The sequence below is a fragment of the Dyella sp. NPDC103356 genome (assembly GCF_055584465.1).
Genome location: NZ_JBVJLZ010000004.1, coordinates 405856 through 423914, shown reverse-complemented (window position 1 = coordinate 423914; position 18059 = coordinate 405856). Strand labels below are relative to the sequence as shown.

The window sequence follows — 18059 nt, the reverse complement described above, 5'->3', positions numbered from 1 at the left end:
CGAATGCTGGTGCGACTACATATGGTTGAACGCGAAAGCGTGCCGGTTCGAGCCCGGAATGTCGCATCAACCCTTGTCGTCGTTGCCCAGACGGTTTTTGGCGATGTGTCGCGAATGCCGACGAAACTACACCTACTAAGTGCCAGGTCGCGGGTTCGAGTCCCGCCCGCCGCAAGGCGGTAGCTCAGCGGTAGAGCAGGACGTTTCGTCACCCTCGTCACGACACATCGCCAAGAACCGTTCAATGTGGTGCGGTGCGAATGCATAGCGAAACTACATCCTTTGGAGATCCATGTTTCGCACGTTTTCTTGTCACACCGCGCCACATCCGTTTTACGCGGCGAATGCAGGTGGAACTACATCGGAAAGCCCTTCGGGGTCGGGTTCAAATCCCGGACGCATGCCGCCCAGGCGGCAAGCGAAAGCCGTTCCCCCACTCCTTGTCGCCGCACCTTTATCATGGCGATCCTCTCGCGGGATCGCGCCACCAGAATCACCGCAACACGAGACATCATCATGAAGACGCAGAACTACGACGTCATCAACGACCCGGGCGCCGTGCCGATCAAGTTGTGGACCCGCGGCGTGCCGTTGGAAGACGAGGCGCGCCGTCAGCTCCAGAACATCGCCAAACTCCCGTTTATCCATCGCTGGATTTCGGTCATGCCGGACGTACACCTCGGCAAGGGTGCGACGGTAGGCTCGGTGGTGCCGACCATTGGCGCGATCGTGCCGGCGGCAGTGGGCGTGGATATCGGGTGCGGCATGATCGCGGCGCGGACCACGCTGACAGCGAACGACCTGCCCGACAACCTCACCGAGATACGTAGCGCGATCGAGAAGGCGGTGCCGCACGGCCGCACGGTCGGCGCGCGCGACAAGGGGGCCTGGGCAAACCCACCGGAGGCTACCGTAGAGAGCTGGGCTTCGTTGCAGGACGGTTTCGACCGTATCGTGGCGCGGCACCCCAAGCTCAAGCGCAGCAACCATCTCCATCACCTGGGCACCCTCGGTACCGGCAATCATTTCGTCGAGGTCTGCCTGGACGAGGAGAATCGCGTGTGGTTCATGCTGCACTCGGGATCCCGTGGCGTAGGCAACGCGATTGGAAGCCATTTCATCGAACTGGCCAAGCAGGATATGCGTCGCTGGATGATCAACCTGCCCGATCAGGATCTGGCCTACCTGCCGGAGGGCAGCGATCATTACGCGGACTACGTTTTCGCCGTGGACTGGGCGCAGCGTTTTGCGCGCAACAACCGCGAAATCATGATGAAGCATGTGGTCGAAGCGGTGCGCAAGGTGATCGCCAAGCCGTTCGACGCCCAAGCCGAGGCGGTCAACTGTCACCACAACTACGTCAACCGCGAGCATCATTTCGGCAAGGACGTACTGGTGACACGAAAAGGGGCGGTGAGCGCACGGAAGGGTGAGATGGGCATCATTCCCGGCAGCATGGGTGCGAAAAGCTTTATCGTGCGCGGCCTGGGTAACGAAGACAGCTTTCACAGCTGCAGTCATGGCGCCGGCCGTGTCATGAGCCGTACCGAGGCACGTCGTCGTATCAGTGTCGAGGAGCATGCCAAGGCGACCGCACATGTGGAGTGCCGCAAGGATGCCGATGTCGTCGACGAATCGCCGGCGGCATACAAGTCGATCGATGCTGTCATGGCGGCACAGAGCGACCTGGTTGAGATCGTGCATACGTTGCGCCAGGTCGTCTGCATCAAGGGATAGCCCGATCCGGCCATCTCAATACATAACAAAAGAAGAGCGAGGCAATGCTTCGCTCTTCGCCAATGGATGAAATAAATATGGAGATGATCGAACTGGACGGCGAGGCAGGCGGCGGGCAATTGCTGCGCACCGCGCTCAGCTTGAGCCTGTGTACCGGCATCGGCTTCACGATGGAGCGGATTCGCGCGCGGCGTGCGCGTCCAGGCCTGATGCGTCAGCACCTTACCGCGGTCAACGCCGCCGCCATGATCGGCCAGGGGCGCACACACGGCGCCGAACTCGGCGCCACCCGCCTACGCTTCGAGCCAGGAAAGGTCGCGCCCGGAGACTATCAATTCAGCACGGGAAGCGCCGGCTCGACCACCCTGGTACTGCAGACGGTCCTGCCCGCACTGTGGCGTTGTGCAGCGCCCTCGCGCCTGCGCCTCGAGGGCGGCACGCACAATCCGCTTGCCCCCAGTGTCGACTTTATTGCCGACAGCTATTTGCCGGCGCTCCGCCATCTGGGCATTGAAGCGAGTGTGCGCCTGGAGCGTCACGGTTTCTTTCCGGCCGGCGGCGGCATCGTGCATGCAACGGTTGAACCATCCGCCGCATCGACCCGTGGCGTGCTTGACGTGCGCGGCGAGCTCGATGGCATGGAAGCGCTCGCCATCCTGTCCGGCCTTTCATCCGAAATTGGTCGCCGCGAGCTGGCCGTGCTGGGCGGACAGCTTAAGCTTCCCGAGGAAGCCCTGCAGTTGCGCAGCGTCAAGCCGCCGATCGGACCCGGGAATGCTTTGATGGTGAAAGTACGGCACGCCAACCATGTCGAAACCTTCACCGGACACGGACAGCGCGGCGTAAGCGCTGAAAGCGTCGCGCACGATGTCGCTCGCGAGGTGAAGAACTATCTCGCATCCGATGCCTATGCGGGAGAACACCTGTCGGATCAGTTGCTGTTACCGATGGCACTGGCTGGCCATGGCGAATTCACCACGCATGTCATCAGCGATCATTTGCAGAGCAATGCACGACTGATCGAGAAATTCCTTCCCGTCGATATCGCCTGGCATCGACATGGGTCCGATGTGTGGCGCGTCGTTGTTGGAAGTTAGCCGGCGCGCTGGCTTTGATGACGTCACGAGGTCTGGAAGCGCAAGGGCTTCGACAACAAGTTACGATCCAACTGATACGGGGCACCTGCATGGCAGGCGCCCCGTTTTCGATCACTTGGAGATAAGCAACAGCAACGACTGCCCGCATTGACTATAGGTCGCTCCACTGCCGCCGATCAGTGTTTCGCTGCCCGGCGTCACGAAGGTATTGGCGCCATCGTTCCAATTGCAGGTATCGGTCACGCGATACCACTGCGTGCCGGTCGGCGGCGCGGGCAATGTGAAAGTAACGGAGCCCGACCAGCCGTTATATGCCACGTACATGGAGTTGCTGTCGCCGAACGATGAGCCGTTGACCGTATAGGCGATGGCGTAATTGCTGGTGTTGTTCCAGTACGCCGTGGTCGCCACGGCACCGCTTGGCTGATACCACACGACCTGGCTGGCGGTGTACCAGCTTGCCGGACGTAGCGCCGGATGTGCCTTGCGGAACGCGATAAGGCGTGTGGCGTACGTGTTGAAGTTGGCCTGATCGGTAGTCCAGCTGTAGTTCAACCAGTTGGCGGTGGAGTCGAGGTTATATGCGTTGTTGTTGCATTTGAGCGAGCGCAGGTACTCATCGCCACCCTGGATCAGCGGCGTGCCCGCGGACAGCATGACGAACGCAAGGCCGGTACGCGCCGCACGGCGCTGATCGAAGGCGGTACCGGTACCGGCGGACATGCCCTGGTCCCAGCTGTAGTTGCTCGAGGTGCCGCCGTCGGATGGGCCGTAGGGCCAGGCTTGATTGTTGTTCGAACCGTTGCAGGCATAGACGTCGTTGAGCGTCATGCCGTCATGCACATCGATGAAGTTGGTGGAATTCCACGGCGCTCGGCCGCTGGCCTGGAACAGATTGGCCGAGCCGGAGAAATTGTTTGCGTCCTGGCCAATGGAGATCGTCATGCTGCCGAGTTCGTTCTGCGCCTGGCGCAGCGTGTCGCGATAGGCACCGTTCCATTCCGACCAGCCCTTGGGGAAACCGCCAAGCTGATACGAGTTGCCGCCGATGGCCCACGGTTCCGCGAACAGGTCCAGGCCGCTGCCGCCCGCAGCCGGCCGTACGGTGAACTCGCTCAGGATGCGATTGATCGCGACATTGGGATCGGCCGCGTCGAAGTTGTAACCACCATTGGGGCAGTTGGGTGCGGCGGACTGGAAGGTATCGCTCAGGCAACTATTGCCGAGTACTGAGGCGAGGTCGAAACGAAAGCCATCGACGCCCATGGTGTTGGCCCAATAGGCCAATGAATCGACGATCAGGTTCTGCGCGACCGTATTGTAGGTGTTGTAGTTTCCGCCCACACCGGTGTTGTCGTAGTAGTACTGGTTGTTGGATGCCAGTTCGTAATACGTCGAGTTATCCAGGCCGCGCCATGAGTAGATCGTCGCGGTGGTGGGATCCGAACTGGTCCATGTTCCACCCTCGCCGGTATGGTTGTAGACCACGTCCATATAGACCTTGATGCCGGCGTTGTGGAACGCCTGCACCATGGCCTGGAATTCCGCGGTCGGGCCGCCGGCGGCCTTGTTCGACGAGTAACGGCGATCGGGCGAAAAGTAATTCTCGGTCATATAGCCCCAGTAGTTCTGGTTGGCATCCGAGTTGGGTACGACATCGTTCGCGTCGTTCTGCGTTTCCTGCACCGGCAGGAACTCCACCGCGGTGACGCCCAGGCTTGCCAGATAGCTCGCCTTCAAGCCCGCGCCTTTGTAGGTACCGCGATAGGCCGCCGCGATGCTGGTGTCCTGCTCGGTAAAGCCACGTACATTCACTTCATAGATCACGTCGTCTTTCTGCGCGCGCGTCGGCTTGGTGCCCGTGCTTTGCGCTGTTTGCGACAACACCACGCCCTTGGGCGCGTACAGGCCGCTGTCCGTATTGCGATTGGTGGCGCCCGACGCAAATACATTGCCGTTCTGGCTGGAGGTGTTGAGCGGGTCCTGACTCATCTCCAGCGCGTAGGGATCGAGCAGCAGCTTGTTCGGATTGAAGCGATTACCGCTCGAATCGACATCGGAAACGAAGCCCACCGATGTGCCCTTGGTCCAGCTCGCGTTGTATGGCCAGTTCGGACCCCAGGCGCGATAGCCGTAATACACCGACCCGGTGATACCGGCCGATTGAATCGACGAGACCGGCACCGTCACGGCCCAGACATTGCTGCCGGCCGGGCTCAGCACATAGGTAGCCGACTCCTGCGCGCCATAACCGCTGCCATAGAGATAAAGCACGATGCGCGTGGCATGCGCGGAGTACACGCGAAAGGTAATGCTGGTTTTCTGCGCGTTATAGCTTGCGCCCAGCGTCATGCTGTTGATGGCCGCATGGGCCGGCATCAATGGCGCGGCAAGCAGGCCCGCACAGAGCATGAGCGCAGCGAGTATCTTCGAACGGTTCATCGGGTCTACCTCTATCCTGCTTCGTTGAGGATCGGGTTCAACTACCGTGCATGGACTTGAAAAACTGCCGAGCGAGCCCGCGGCGCGGCGCATCTTCGCCGTGCCGTTCCGATGGGAGAAAAAGGTCATTGCGTTACCAGGCGCAATGTGGACTTGCCTGTAGCAGTGGGGCGCATAGTAGAAAGCATCGCAGTGCAGCAACCAGCGCATGCATACGTATTCATTGCGACGGATTGCTCAGTCGTGACCTGTGCAAGAACCCATTAGACTTGTCATCGGGGTCATAACGGTGTCCGGGGATTAACCATGCCTGCTGCTTTGCGGATCGGTCGTTTGCTGCTTCTTGTGTTTTGCCTGCTGCCCTTGGCCGTACTCGCCGATGGCGTGACTGGCGTGGGCATTCATGCCATCGAAGTCCATGACCCGGTGAGCGATGGAGCCATGCCCGGCTACGTGTTCTATCCGTCGACGCAGGCCAAGGGCTCGACCTGGATCGCGCCTTACGAGGTTGCCGCCACCATCGACGCCACCGAACTGCCGGGTGCCAGACCGCTGGTCGTGCTCTCCCATGGCAACGGCGGCTCCGATCTTGATCTGCACGACATCGCCACGTATCTGGCGAGCCACGGCTTCGTGGTCGCGACACTGGAACATCCCAAGGACAACTATCACGACCAGAGCGGCGTCGGTCGCGCGCCGGTACTGGATGGACGGCCGATCCAGGTACAGGCCGTGATCACCTATCTGCTGAGCGATGCGAAGTGGAGCAAACTGATCGATGCGAAGCACATCGGCGTCGGCGGTTTTTCAGCCGGTGGCTATACCAGCCTGCTGTTGGTCGGCGCCGTGCCGCGATTCGATCGTTTCATCGACTATTGCGAACGCTATCCCGGCGACGATCTGTGTGCGGGCGCCAAGCAGATGCGTGCCGAGGCCGCCAGCCACGGCCAGACGATCGAGCAGATGTTCGGCGAGACACAGAAGGACTTCACTCGTTGGGGCAAGGCGGCTGACCCGCGCGTCAAGGCCGCATTCGCCATGGCCCCGCTCAGCCTGATCTTCGATGCATCCGGCGTGGCGTCCATCGATCGCCCGGTATTCCTGTACTACGGCCAGAACGATCATCTCGCGCGGCCGCTCGAGAACGCACGGCACATCGCACCCTCGATCAAGACCCTGACCGGCATCAAGGAAATTCCCAAGGCGGATCACTGGGTATTTCTCGCACCATGTTCACCGACGATGGCCAAACGGCTGCCGATGATGTGCAGCGATCCGGCGGGCGTGGACCGTGCCAAGGTACATGCGCAGATTCAGGTCGACGCGCTGGCCTTCTTTCGTAAGACCCTGGGCGCCGGACGGTGAGTATGTGCTGATGATGGTGTGTGTTGTTTCGGGGGCCGTTGTCCTGAGGACTTAAAGCCCCCTCACCCCACCACGCGTGCGCGTTCAACATCCACACGGCACACACATCCATCCAGATGATCATTGACCATCCCCGTCGCCTGCATCAGCGCATAAACCGTCGTCGGGCCGACAAAAGTCCAGCCACGCTTTTTCAGTTCCTTCGACATCGCTATCGATTCGGGGCTGGTGGTATGGGCGCGGTAGTACGCCAGGTCGACGGTCTTGGGGCGCTGCGTCGCTGCCGGGGCGAACTTCCATACCCACTCGGCGAGCGATCCGGTTTCCTCGATCAGCTCGATCGCACGGCGCGCGTTGTTGATGACCGAGACGATCTTGGCGCGATTGCGTACGATGTTCGCGTCGCCAAGCAGGCGTTCGATATCTTTCTCGGTAAAGCGCGCGACGCGTTGAATATCGAAGCCCTTGAAGGCCACGCGAAAATGTTCGCGCTTGCGCAGAATGACCTGCCACGACATGCCGGACTGGAAACCTTCCAGGCAGATCCTTTCAAACAGCAGCGTATCGTCGCGGACCGGCCGCCCCCATTCGTTGTCGTGATACTCCGGCATCGAGGGATACCAGAAACAACGCGGGCGACCGTCAGCGCCTGTTACCAGGCCCTCGTCTTCGTGCATGCCACACCACTTTGCGTTCGATCAGAACAAGCTCGATCAGAACAGGTGTTTTAGCACGATGAACAATCCGCCAGCGAGCAGGATCGATGCGGGCAGGGTCAACACCCAGGCCATCAGCAGATTGCGCACGGTCGACCATTGCAGGCCCGACCCGTTCGCCGCCATGGTTCCGGCGACGCCCGATGTGAGCACATGGGTTGTACTGACCGGCAGGTGATACATGTCGGCGGCCTGGATCAAGGTCATCGCCACCAGCTCGGCCGACGCACCTTGCGCATAGGTCAGATGCTCCTTGCCGATCTTCTCGCCCACGGTCACCACGATGCGCTTCCAGCCCACCATCGTGCCGAGACCGAGCGCCAGCGCCACGGCCACCTTTACCCAGGTCGGGATGAACTGCGTCGCCTTGGTGGCAAGGCCGCGCCAGGTGGTCATTGTCTTGGTCTGGTCGTCGGACAGGCCGGGCTTGCTCAAGACCAGCGGCAAGGCGGCATTGGCCAGGTAGATGTCGTTACGCACGTTGCCCATCTGTTCCTGCGGCACCGACTTCAACGACGGACGATCGCCCACCTGTTGATCGATCTGTGCAATCAGGGCGGCCAGCGCGGGAATCGTATTCGCCTGCAGCGTCTTCTGCTGCACGGCCGTCTCGACCGTGGCGCGCGGGTCGCCGCCAACCGTGACCGAACCGCCGATCTGCCCAAGCACGCGACTCGTCTCGACCGACACTTCATGGAAGGTCTTTACTTCGCCACCGCTCACCGCGCCATTGAGCGCATAGGCGGTCGGCACCGTGCCGATCAGGATCAGCATGATCAGGCCCATGCCCTTCTGCCCGTCGTTCGAGCCATGGCTGAAGCTCACGCCGGTGCAGGTCAGCACCAGCAGCGCGCGGATCGGCCACGGCGGCGGCTTGTTGCCCTCGGGCGCGCGATACAACGCGGGAATCTTCACCAACTTCTTGAGCACATACATCAACAAGCCGGCAAGCAGGAAACCGGCGATCGGCGAAAACACCAGGCCCTTGAACACGCCCATCGCGGCGCTCCAGTCCACGCCGCTGGTGCCGGACTTGACCGCCGTCAACTGGTTGGCCAGGCCCACGCCGATGATCGAGCCGATCAAGGTGTGCGAAGACGAATTGGGCAGCCCGAAGTACCAGGTGCCCAGGTTCCACAGGATGGCCGCGATCAGCAGCGCAAACACCATCGCGAAGCCGGCGTTACTGCCGACCTGCAGAATCAGTTCCACCGGCAGCAGCGACACGACCGTAAAGGCGACCGCGCCCGATGAGGTCAACACGCCGAGGAAATTGAACACGCCCGACCAGATCACCGCCATGTTGGCCGGCATCGAGTGCGTGTAGATCACTGTCGCCACCGCATTGGCGGTGTCGTGGAAACCGTTGACGAATTCGAAGCCCAGCGCAATCAGCAGCGCGATGCCCAGCAGGATGAACGGCCCGGCGGAATGGATGTGCACGATGGCCAGGTCACCCATCAGCTGGGTGGCGGCGTAGATGCCGCCGATCAGCAGGACCACCCCAAATACGGCGGCGAAGATTCGGCCTGAGTTCTTGTTCTGGGCGGTGGTAGTAGCGACTGCGGCTTCGGTCTGCATGGGACGTGCACCTCATAGGTCAGCCCTTGGGAAGCTAAGGACCGTCCAAGACAGTGGCGTGACAGCCATGCGGCGGGGCGGCGTCTCACCGGCTGAGACAGTCGCCCGCTCTACTGCCGAACCTGCCTGCCGCCAGCCGACGCCGATGAATGCCCTGCCGCACCGCTATGACGCTTCCGACGACCTGGTCCTGCGCGACCCGGGCGATGGCCGGACCCTGGCTCAACGCCTGTCCCGGCGCTATGCCTCGCGGATCACCGGCGCTTTCGTCGTTCCCGGTCGCGAGGGCTCGTTCGCACCACTGCCTGAAGACCTACCCCCCGCGCTGGCCGCCGCGCTGCGCCAGCGCGGCATCGAGCAGCTCTATAGCCACCAGGCCGCCGCCTGGCAGGCCGCACAGGCACGCCAGCACGTTGCCGTGGTGACACCGACGGCCTCGGGCAAGTCGCTGTGCTACACCCTTCCCGTGCTCACTGCGGCCATGCAGGACAACGCCAAGGCGCTCTACCTGTTCCCCACCAAGGCGCTGGCACAGGACCAGGTAGCCGAGCTGCTGGAGATCAACCAGGCCGGCAACCTGGGGGTCAAGGCATTTACCTTCGATGGCGACACGCCGGGCGACGCTCGGCAGGCGATCCGGCTGCACGGCGACGTGGTCGTGAGCAACCCCGACATGCTGCACCAGGCGATCCTGCCGCATCACACCAAATGGGCGCAGTTCTTCGAGAACCTGCGTTATGTGGTGATCGACGAAGTACACACCTATCGCGGCGTGTTCGGCTCGCACGTAGCCAATGTGTTGCGCCGTCTCAAACGCGTCTGCGCGTTCTACGGCGTCACGCCACAGTTCATCCTCTGCTCGGCGACGATCGGCAACCCGAAAGAACATGCCCAGGCACTGATCGAAGATCAGGTCACCGCTATCACCGAAAGCGGTGCGCCGTCGGGCGACAAGCATGTGCTGCTATGGAACCCGCCAGTGATCAATCCGGATCTCGGCTTGCGTGCGTCGGCGCGTTCGCAGACCAACCGCATTGCACGACTGGCGATCAAGGCCGGCATGAAAACCCTGGTGTTTGCGCAAAGCCGCACCATGGTCGAAGTGCTGACCAAATATCTCAAGGATGTCTTCGATCACGATCCACGCAAGCCGCCGCGCATCCGCGCCTATCGTGGCGGCTATCTGCCGAAGGAACGCCGCGCGGCGGAGCGCGAGATGCGTGCCGGCACCGTCGACGGCATCGTCAGTACATCGGCGCTCGAGCTTGGCGTGGATATCGGCAGTCTCGATGTGGTGGTGCTCAACGGTTATCCCGGTTCGGTCGCCGGCACATGGCAGCGATTCGGCCGCGCTGGCCGGCGCCAGCAGGCCGCGCTCGGCGTGCTGGTCGCCAGCAGCGATCCGCTCGACCAGTACCTGGTGCGCCATCCTGAGTTTTTCCAGGCCGCACCGCCGGAGTATGCGCGCATTCATCCCGACCAGCCGCTGATCCTGCTCGATCACATCCGCTGCGCCGCGTTCGAACTGCCCTTCACCGGCAACGAGATCTTCGGCAACGATGCCGCCGCACCCTGGCTCGACGTGCTGATGGAAGACGGCGTGCTTCATCGCGAAGGTGATCGCTGGGAATGGATTGCCGACAGCTATCCCGCCAATGCGGTGTCGCTGCGTTCGGTCGCCGATGGCAATTTTGTCGTGGTCGATCGCACCGGCGGCAAGCAGACGATTCTTGCCGAAGTGGATTTCAGCGCCGCTGCCGTTACCTTGTATGAAGGCGCGATCCACATGATCCAGTCCGTACCGTTCCAGGTGGAACGACTGGATTGGGAAGGCCGCAAGGCCTATGTCACGCGCACGCATGTCGACTACTACACCGACGCCATCGACTACACCAAATTGAAAGTGCTGACTTGTTTTGACAGCGCACCGGCCGGCCGTGGACAGTCGCATCACGGCGAAGTGCACGTGGTACGCCGTGTGGCCGGCTACAAGAAAATCCGCTACTACACACACGAGAATATCGGCTACGGCCCGGTCAATCTGCCTGATCAGGAACTGCACACCACCGCTGTGTGGTGGCAGCTCACGCAGCGCACGTTGGAGCAGGCATTCGACGGCCGCCAGGAGGCGCTGGATGGCTTTCTCGGTGCGGCGTACGCGTTGCACATTGTTGCCACGGTGGCCGTCATGGCCGAGTCGCGCGATCTGCAGAAGGCCGTCGGCAGCGGCGATGGTGCGTGGTTCGTCAGCGCCGATGCCCAGGGGCGCGGTCAACTACGCAGCGGCGATGGCCAGCCGACTGCATTGACGCCTGACGCACCTTTCACGCCGACTGTTTATCTCTACGATGCATTCCCGGGTGGCGTCGGTCTTAGCGCGCCGTTGTTCGAGCGTCGCGAGGATCTACTTGCACAGGCACAGAGTTTGATCGATCGCTGTGACTGTCGTTGTGGCTGCCCTGGTTGCGTGGGCCCCGTTCTCGCCGCTGACGAAGCGTCCGATCGATCACCCAAGGCATTCGCGCAACGCGTGCTTTCGTTGATGGCTGCGCTGTGAGTGAGTTGACCGACAAGCTGCGCGGCCTGCGCAGTCAGGCCGGCGTCGCCAGACCTGTACCACGGCAGGCGCTGCCACCGGACATTCGTCGACTGCTGTCGACGCGCAACCGGCTGGGTGGAGCGCAACGTGTTGCGCCCGCGTCCGATCGTGTCGTTCATGGCACCGAGATCGCGCCGGGCTTACGCTTTATCGAAACGTTCTGCGAATCGCCCGCACCGCCAGAACATCTCGATGTGCGTTTTGCGCGTATCGATGCGCATGTCGAACGGCGCCACCTGTTGCACTTCGACACGGAAACCACGGGACTCGCAGGTGGAACCGGCACACGCGCTTTCATGATCGGTGCGGCCGATTGGGTAGGTTCGCAACTACGCTTGCGCCAGCTCACTATCACGAGCCTTGCCGCCGAGCATGCCATGCTGCGCCACTTTGCCGGCTGGATCGATCCGGACACGGTGCTGGTCAGCTACAACGGCAAGTGTTACGACGCGCCCTTGCTCGCTACGCGCTATCGACTTGCACGTATGGCGAACCCGCTGCTTGGGCTGATGCATGTGGATTTGCTGCATCCCGTGCGGCGACATTGGAAAGGGGTTTGGGAGAATTGTCGTCTGGCTACGGCGGAGCGGCAGCTGCTAGGCGTGGTGCGCGAGGATGATTTGCCTGGGTCGGAGGCACCGGCTGCGTGGCTCGGTTATCTGCGTGGTGGGTCGGCGGTGAATTTGCGGCGGGTGGCTGAGCATAATGCTCAGGATTTAAGGAGTTTGGCGGGGGTGTTGCGGTACGTGGAGGCGTTGGGTGGAAGTGGCGCTGCGGCACTCCTGTCCTAGCGCTTCCTATCTCGTCATTCCGGCGTAGGCCGGAACCCAGTAGCGTCAGTGTTTGGTTCTTGCCTGGGTGCTTTCGCGACTTGGCCGCTTACGTAACCCTTCCCTACTTCGTCATTCCGGCGAAGGCCGGAATCTATTCCTCAGCGTATCCGCTTGCGACGCGTTGTCTGACAAGCGAAGACTGAAGAATAGATTCCGGCCTTCGCCGAAATGACGGGTAGGTGAGAATGAGGCGAGATGTGGAGCAGCGCTCTCACTCACTTCTCACTCCTCTTCACTCACTCCTCGCCCCAACAACACACAAGCAAGGCGGGAAGACCAATACCTCCCCGCCTATCTACCAACACCTCACGGATCGAACTTCTTCTCCACCCCAAACAGGATCGACTGATTGTCCTTGCTCGAGTTGTCGAGGTAGTTCTGATACTCCGCCCGCAACAACCAGCCTCGGGTCATCTGCAAGGCTACGCCTGCGCCAAGCATGGTGTGATTGCGCGACTGACCGGTCAGCGTGGCCTGGTACAGCGGCCCGTTGATCAGATCCGCATAGCGCATCGTTGCCTGGCTGGAACCCTGCATGTCGTGGCCAAACTCGGCGCGTAGCTGCGGCGCCCAGGTTCCGTAATCGCGCTTGGCGGTCCACTGCGCCAGGATGCCCAGCGTGGCGGTGCTGGTCTTGACCGTCTGGCGCTGGTAGTCGAGTGCGAAGACCGAATCACCGGTTTCGGTGTAGCCATCAAGTGATGCACGCGCAAGATCCAGACGGCCATACGGCGTGAGCAGCATGTCGTCGGTCTGATGCTGGTAGCCGATCGAGAACGAGCCGAACAGCTGCTTGCCGTCGCGGCTGCCATGCACCGTGTTGCCGTTGTCGGTGACATAGCGGCGTGCGTCGAACTGCAGCCACTGGTAGCCGATCACCGCATCGATATAGGTCTTGTCGGTGGGCTGGTAGCTGCCGTAGAAGGCGAAGTTGTAGCTGTCCACCGAACTGCGGCTGCCGTTCTGTCCGACATCCGACACGTCGTGGCCATAGCCGACACCCACACCCAGCGTGAGCTTGCTGGCGACCTGCTTGTCCGCGCCAAAGCTGACGCCCGAGGTGGTGAAGTCGATACCGTTGTCGCTGGTACCCGGCTGCATCTTGCCGAAGTTCACCGCACCGCCGGTCCAGAAGGCGATGTCGCCCGGCGCAGCGCCGACACCCGACGACATGGCACGCGGCGCTGCCGGCTGCGCGTCGGGCGCCACCACATAACGCTTGTTCTGCTCGTCCATCGCGCCCTGCAAACCCGTCAAGGTATCGGGATTGCGCAGACTGCTGGCCGACGTCATGGTGATGCCGTTGCTGAAGCCGCCCAGACCGCCACCGCCATGCAGGCTTTCCAGGCGACGCTGGAAGTTGCTGATCTGGCCGGTGGCCATGCGCCGTGTCGAGTCGGCCTGTGCATCGAGCACGCCGAGTACTTCGGCGTTCTTCGAAGGATCGCTGCGCGCGGTCACGCTGACCGAGATGGTGCCCGGGTCGGAGGTAGCAAAGGCATTGCTCAGCGTGTAGCTGATCTGCGCCATGCCGCCGAAGGTCGGTGCCGCGGTGAACGACAGCTTGTAGCCGCCATTGGCCGACTGCACCGTCGCCGTACCGGCATTGGCCGGAGAGACCGATACCACCTTGGCGTCGGTAAACGGTCCTCCATGAGCCGTGGTGGTCAGGTCCACCTGCACCGAGGTGCCGGCAATCACCGAAGCGGTCAGGTTCGGCGCCACCGGACGCGCATTGACCGTGATGGTCGCGTGCGCTGGCTGCGAGGTGCCGAAGGGATTGCTCAGCGTGAAGTCGAAGCCGAACGTACCCGATGCATTCGGATCGGCGGTGTAGACGATATCCGTGCCCTGCACCACCGCTGTGCCCGAGGACGGCGGATTGGTCACCGTGGCCGTGGTGAACGGTCCATTGGTCGCACCGGCCGCGCCATGGATGGTCACCGACTTGCCGGCCAGCACGGTTGCGCTCTGCGCCGTTGCCGTCGGCACCGCCCCCGGTACCACGGTGATCGCCACCGTGGCCACGCCCGAAGTACCGCCCGGACCGCTCGCGGTGTACTTCAGCGAGTCGCTACCGAAGTAGTCGTGCGCCGGGGTGTAGAGGATATTCAGCCCATTGACGGTAGCGGTACCGTGTGCCGGTTGTTGAGTGATCGTCAGGCTGGTGATCGGTCCGGTGTCGCCACTGGTGGAGATCGTCACCGAACCATTCGCGTTCACGTTCACACTGCTGTTGACCACGATGGGCGCAGGCTGACCGATCACTGCGCTATAGGCCTGAATGACCTGGAAGTTGTGCGAGTCGGTCGCCGTCACGCTGAAGTTGAAACTGCCAGATGCCGTGGGCGTGCCGGACAACGTGCCGGTGGAGGGACTCAGTGTGAGACCTGCAGGGAGCGCACCAGCCGTCACCGCATAAGTGTATGGCGCAACGCCACCGCTGGTGGACAGGGTCTGCGAGTACGCGTGGCCAACGATACCTCCCGGTACGGTCGCAGGCGTAATCGCCAGGGTCGGTCCATTGACCACCAGTTGGAAGGGTTGGTCGGCCGTCTGCGTCGCGGCGTCGACGACATGCACGATAAAGCTGAAGGTGCCGCCGGCCAGCGGCGTACCGCTGAGCACGCCTGTCGGAGAGAAGGTCAGGCCGGCGGGCAACGTGCCGCCGATAAGGCTGAACGTGTAAGGCGCCGCGCCGCCCGACGCGGTAATGGTGTAGCTATAGGGCGTTTCGCCGGTAGCACTCGGCAAATTCGAGCCGACGGAGAAGCTCACCGCACCACCCGGTACGGCGATGGCGAACGACTGTGTCACCGTCGTCGCCGCCAACCAGGCGGCGTCGCCAACCTGATCGGCATTGATCGTACATGTGCCCGGCGCCTTCGCCGTCAGGACACCGTCCAGAGTGACCGTACAGATGTTGGTGGTACTGGAGGTGAAGCTTATCTGGAGACCGGAGGTTGAGCTGGCGATCAACTGGGGCGTCGTACCAAAGTTCTTCGTGCCCGGATTGGCAAAGGTGATCGTCTGCGGGCCTTGCGGCGTGACGCTGTTCGACGCCGTCGACGTGGTACCACCCGCCGTATTGTTTGCCGTCACCGTGAACGTATACGGCGTGCCGTTGGTCAGGTTGGTGACGACGATCTGGGTAGCCGAACCATTGGCAGTGCCAGTCAGACCGCCGGGGCTGGAGATCGCGGTATATCCGGTGATCGTCGCACCGCCCGTGTTGGCGGGTGCGGCGAACGTGATGGTCGCTTGCTTATCGCCCGCAGCAGCGACCACGTTGGTCGGTGCGCCAGGCACCACAGCGCTCACCTGGAACTGCTGGGTCACCGTGGTGGCCGCCAGATATGTTCCATTGCCCGCCTGGTCCGCATTGATGATGCAGGTGCCTGTTGCCACGAAGGTGAGCACGCCGCCGCTGGTAATCGTGCAAACACCCGTTGCGGACGAAGTGAAGGTCACTTGCAGACCCGAGGTGGACGACGCCGTGAGCGTCGGCGTGGTGCCGAAGCTCTTCGTGCCTGGATTGGCGAACGTGATCGTCTGCGTACCTTTCGGCGTCACGCTGCCGGAAGGATCCGACGTCGGCCCCGTTAGTCCCGCAGCATTCGTCGCTGTCACGGTAAAGGTATAAGGCGTTCCATCGGTCAACCCGGTCACTACGATCGGGCTGTTGGGTCCGGTGACGGTCAGGTTGCCGGGGCTGGAGGTCACCGTGTAGGTCGGAATGGACGAACCGCCAGTGTTGGTCGGAGCAACAAAGCTCACCGAAGCCTGTTCGGGTCCTGCCGTCGCCGCCACTCCCGTCGGCTTACCCGGCGCGATGGCTGTCACATGGATCGTGTAGTTCTGGGTCCCCGGGAACGACTGGGCGTCGGTGGCTTGCACGGTGAGGTTGAAGTCACCCGCGACCGTCGGCGTACCCGATAGCGTACCGTCGGGGGCCAGCAGCATGCCCGGGGGCAAAGTGCCCCCCGTGACAGCGAAGGTGTAAGGCGCGGTGCCACCGGAGGCTGATACCGTCTGGCTGTAAGCCGTGCCTACCGTTGCGTTGGGCAAGCTGGTCGGCGAGATCGTGACTGTCGGCGCCGCGATCTGCAACGTATAGGAGCGCGAACCCGGATAGGGAGCAGCAGGACCGGTCGTCGAATCGGTCGCCGTCACCGTGAAGGTGAAGTTACCGGCCTGTGTCGGGGTACCGCTGAGTACGCCCGCGGAGGACAAGCTCATGCCGTTGGGCAGTGTGCCCGAATGCGTGTAACTGTAAGGCGCGGTGCCGCCGGTGGCCGTCAGATTGACCCCACCGTAAGGCACGTTGACCGTACCGGGGGGAACCGTCGCCGGGCTGATCGCGATAACCGGCGCATTGACGGTCAACGTCACGTTTGCCGGCGCAGAATGGAACGGTGCCGCAGGACCGGTCGAACTGTCCGTTGCGGTCACCTGGACCGTGAACGTGCCCACCGCTGTGGACGTACCGCTGATGACGCCGTTGGCCGCCAGTGTCAGGCCCGCAGGCAGCGTGCCGGCGGTCACGGCATACGTGTAGGGTGCGGCGCCACCGGTGGCACCGGTAATGGAATGATTGTAAGCGGCGCCGGCAGTGGGATTGGGCGAGGCGGCCGGCGTATAGGTGATCGTGGGGGGCGACACCGTCACCGTCACGGTGGCCGGCGACGATGGACCTGCGGCATTGGATGCGGTGTAGGTGAAGCTGTCCGGACCGGCGTAACCGTTCGTGGGTGTATAGGTGATCAACGTACCGCTGGCGGTGGCCGTACCGTGTGCGCCCTGCGTAGCTACGGCAACTGATGTCGCTACCGGTCCGCTGAGATTGAGCGTGATCGGGTTATTGGTGCTGTTGTAGGCAACAGTCGCGCTGACCGGACCGGCGGTCGGCGGCGTGTTCAGCACCGTAATGTGCAGGTTGTTTTCCGTGAAATTACTGTTGTTATCCGTCGCGCGTATCGTGAAATTCGTCGTACCCAATGCCGTAGGCGTGCCGCTGATCACTCCACCGCTCAATGTCAGACCCGGCGGCAAGCTAGTGGCATCGTCCAGCATGTAGGTATACGGCGGTACGCCGCCGGATGCGGACAGCGTGAAGCTGTAAGGGGTGTTCAAATTCGCATCCGGTGGGTTGCCGACCGTGATGTTTGGCGCAGCCACCGTCAGCGCATAGCTCTTGGTCGTCGTCGCTCCGACGTTGTCGGTCACCTTGATCCCGACGTTGAACGATCCCGATTGCGTGGCCGTACCGCTGATCGTGTTGCCGCTCAGGGTGATACCCGTAGGGAAGCTGCCGCTCACCAACGCAAAGGTGTAAGGCGCAGTGCCGCCACTGGCGGAGAGCGTCTGGCTATAAGCCACCTCAAATTGCGGCGCAGGCAGGCTGGTCGGCGACACTACGATTGTCGAGGCCGGGCCGATATTAACGGTCACATGATGGAGTACGGCGTCGGCATCCGGAAAGTCAAAACTGTCCGTCAGCTGGCCATTGCCGTTATTGACATAAGTCAACTTGGCGTGGACAGAATCTGCCGTCACGTGACCGTTCGTGGTATCCGCGTCAAGCGGATTGATGCCAAGACCACCAGGGTCGCAGGCGCTGACGTTGATGACGATGGTTCCGCCCGACACCATGGGTGATGTCGATGGCGTGGTATTCGAGTCAGGAACT

General features: G+C 62.1%; 9 protein-coding genes. 5 read left to right on the top strand and 4 right to left on the bottom strand.

Features of this window, described 5'->3' with window-relative positions; translation table 11 throughout:
- Positions 1-516: 516 nt before the first annotated feature.
- Positions 517-1737: an RtcB family protein gene (locus ACZ6WW_RS11745; protein ID WP_465274343.1), complete on the top strand. Its 1221-nt coding sequence runs from the start codon at positions 517-519 to the stop codon at positions 1735-1737.
- A gap of 77 nt (positions 1738-1814) precedes the next feature.
- Positions 1815-2834, top strand: coding sequence for an RNA 3'-terminal phosphate cyclase (gene rtcA / locus ACZ6WW_RS11740; RefSeq protein ID WP_465274342.1), 1020 nt, complete (start codon positions 1815-1817; stop codon positions 2832-2834).
- A gap of 111 nt (positions 2835-2945) precedes the next feature.
- Here rtcA and ACZ6WW_RS11735 read toward each other — a convergent pair whose 3' ends face one another.
- Positions 2946-5276 (bottom strand): alpha-amylase family glycosyl hydrolase, encoded by a 2331-nt coding sequence (locus ACZ6WW_RS11735; RefSeq protein ID WP_465274341.1) that lies wholly within the window; start codon positions 5274-5276, stop codon positions 2946-2948.
- A gap of 306 nt (positions 5277-5582) precedes the next feature.
- Between ACZ6WW_RS11735 and ACZ6WW_RS11730 the strand changes: the two genes are divergently transcribed.
- The gene (locus ACZ6WW_RS11730) at positions 5583-6641 is read left to right on the top strand and encodes an alpha/beta hydrolase family protein (protein WP_465274340.1); all 1059 of its coding nucleotides are present in this window, start codon (positions 5583-5585) and stop codon (positions 6639-6641) included.
- Between the two features lie 62 nt (positions 6642-6703).
- Here the strand turns inward: ACZ6WW_RS11730 and ACZ6WW_RS11725 are convergent, their stop codons facing one another.
- Both ACZ6WW_RS11725 and ACZ6WW_RS11720 read right to left on the bottom strand, forming a co-directional pair.
- On the bottom strand, positions 6704-7318 hold the full coding sequence (locus tag ACZ6WW_RS11725) for a DNA-3-methyladenine glycosylase I (protein ID WP_465274339.1): 615 nt from the start codon (positions 7316-7318) through the stop codon (positions 6704-6706).
- A 36-nt stretch (positions 7319-7354) separates the two neighbouring features.
- A complete protein-coding gene (locus ACZ6WW_RS11720) occupies positions 7355-8938 on the bottom strand; it encodes an inorganic phosphate transporter (RefSeq protein WP_281851004.1) in 1584 nt (527 codons plus the stop codon).
- 145 nt (positions 8939-9083) lie between these two features.
- Here ACZ6WW_RS11720 and ACZ6WW_RS11715 point away from each other — a divergent pair, with 145 nt between their 5' ends.
- Positions 9084-11495 (top strand): DEAD/DEAH box helicase, encoded by a 2412-nt coding sequence (locus ACZ6WW_RS11715; RefSeq protein ID WP_465274338.1) that lies wholly within the window; start codon positions 9084-9086, stop codon positions 11493-11495.
- Positions 11492-12328 carry a ribonuclease H-like domain-containing protein gene (locus ACZ6WW_RS11710; protein ID WP_465274337.1) on the top strand — a complete coding sequence of 279 codons (837 nt, stop codon included), beginning with the start codon at positions 11492-11494 and terminating at the stop codon, positions 12326-12328. Before ACZ6WW_RS11715 ends, ACZ6WW_RS11710 begins: the two co-directional genes overlap by 4 nt.
- Before the next feature lie 348 nt (positions 12329-12676).
- On the opposite strand, the gene ACZ6WW_RS11705 is transcribed toward ACZ6WW_RS11710, so the two are convergent.
- On the bottom strand, positions 12677-18022 hold the full coding sequence (locus ACZ6WW_RS11705; protein WP_465274336.1) for a putative Ig domain-containing protein: 5346 nt from the start codon (positions 18020-18022) through the stop codon (positions 12677-12679).
- Between the last annotated feature and the right edge of the window lie 37 nt (positions 18023-18059).

Coding starts and splice junctions, on each gene's coding strand:
- ACZ6WW_RS11725 (WP_465274339.1), bottom strand. CDS start 7,318: ATGCACGAAGACGAGGGCCTGGTAACAGGCGCTGACGGTCGCCCGCGT.
- ACZ6WW_RS11730 (WP_465274340.1), top strand. CDS start 5,583: ATGCCTGCTGCTTTGCGGATCGGTCGTTTGCTGCTTCTTGTGTTTTGC.
- ACZ6WW_RS11715 (WP_465274338.1), top strand. CDS start 9,084: ATGAATGCCCTGCCGCACCGCTATGACGCTTCCGACGACCTGGTCCTG.
- ACZ6WW_RS11735 (WP_465274341.1), bottom strand. CDS start 5,276: ATGAACCGTTCGAAGATACTCGCTGCGCTCATGCTCTGTGCGGGCCTG.
- ACZ6WW_RS11745 (WP_465274343.1), top strand. CDS start 517: ATGAAGACGCAGAACTACGACGTCATCAACGACCCGGGCGCCGTGCCG.
- rtcA (WP_465274342.1), top strand. CDS start 1,815: ATGGAGATGATCGAACTGGACGGCGAGGCAGGCGGCGGGCAATTGCTG.
- ACZ6WW_RS11720 (WP_281851004.1), bottom strand. CDS start 8,938: ATGCAGACCGAAGCCGCAGTCGCTACTACCACCGCCCAGAACAAGAAC.
- ACZ6WW_RS11705 (WP_465274336.1), bottom strand. CDS start 18,022: ATGGTGTCGGGCGGAACCATCGTCATCAACGTCAGCGCCTGCGACCCT.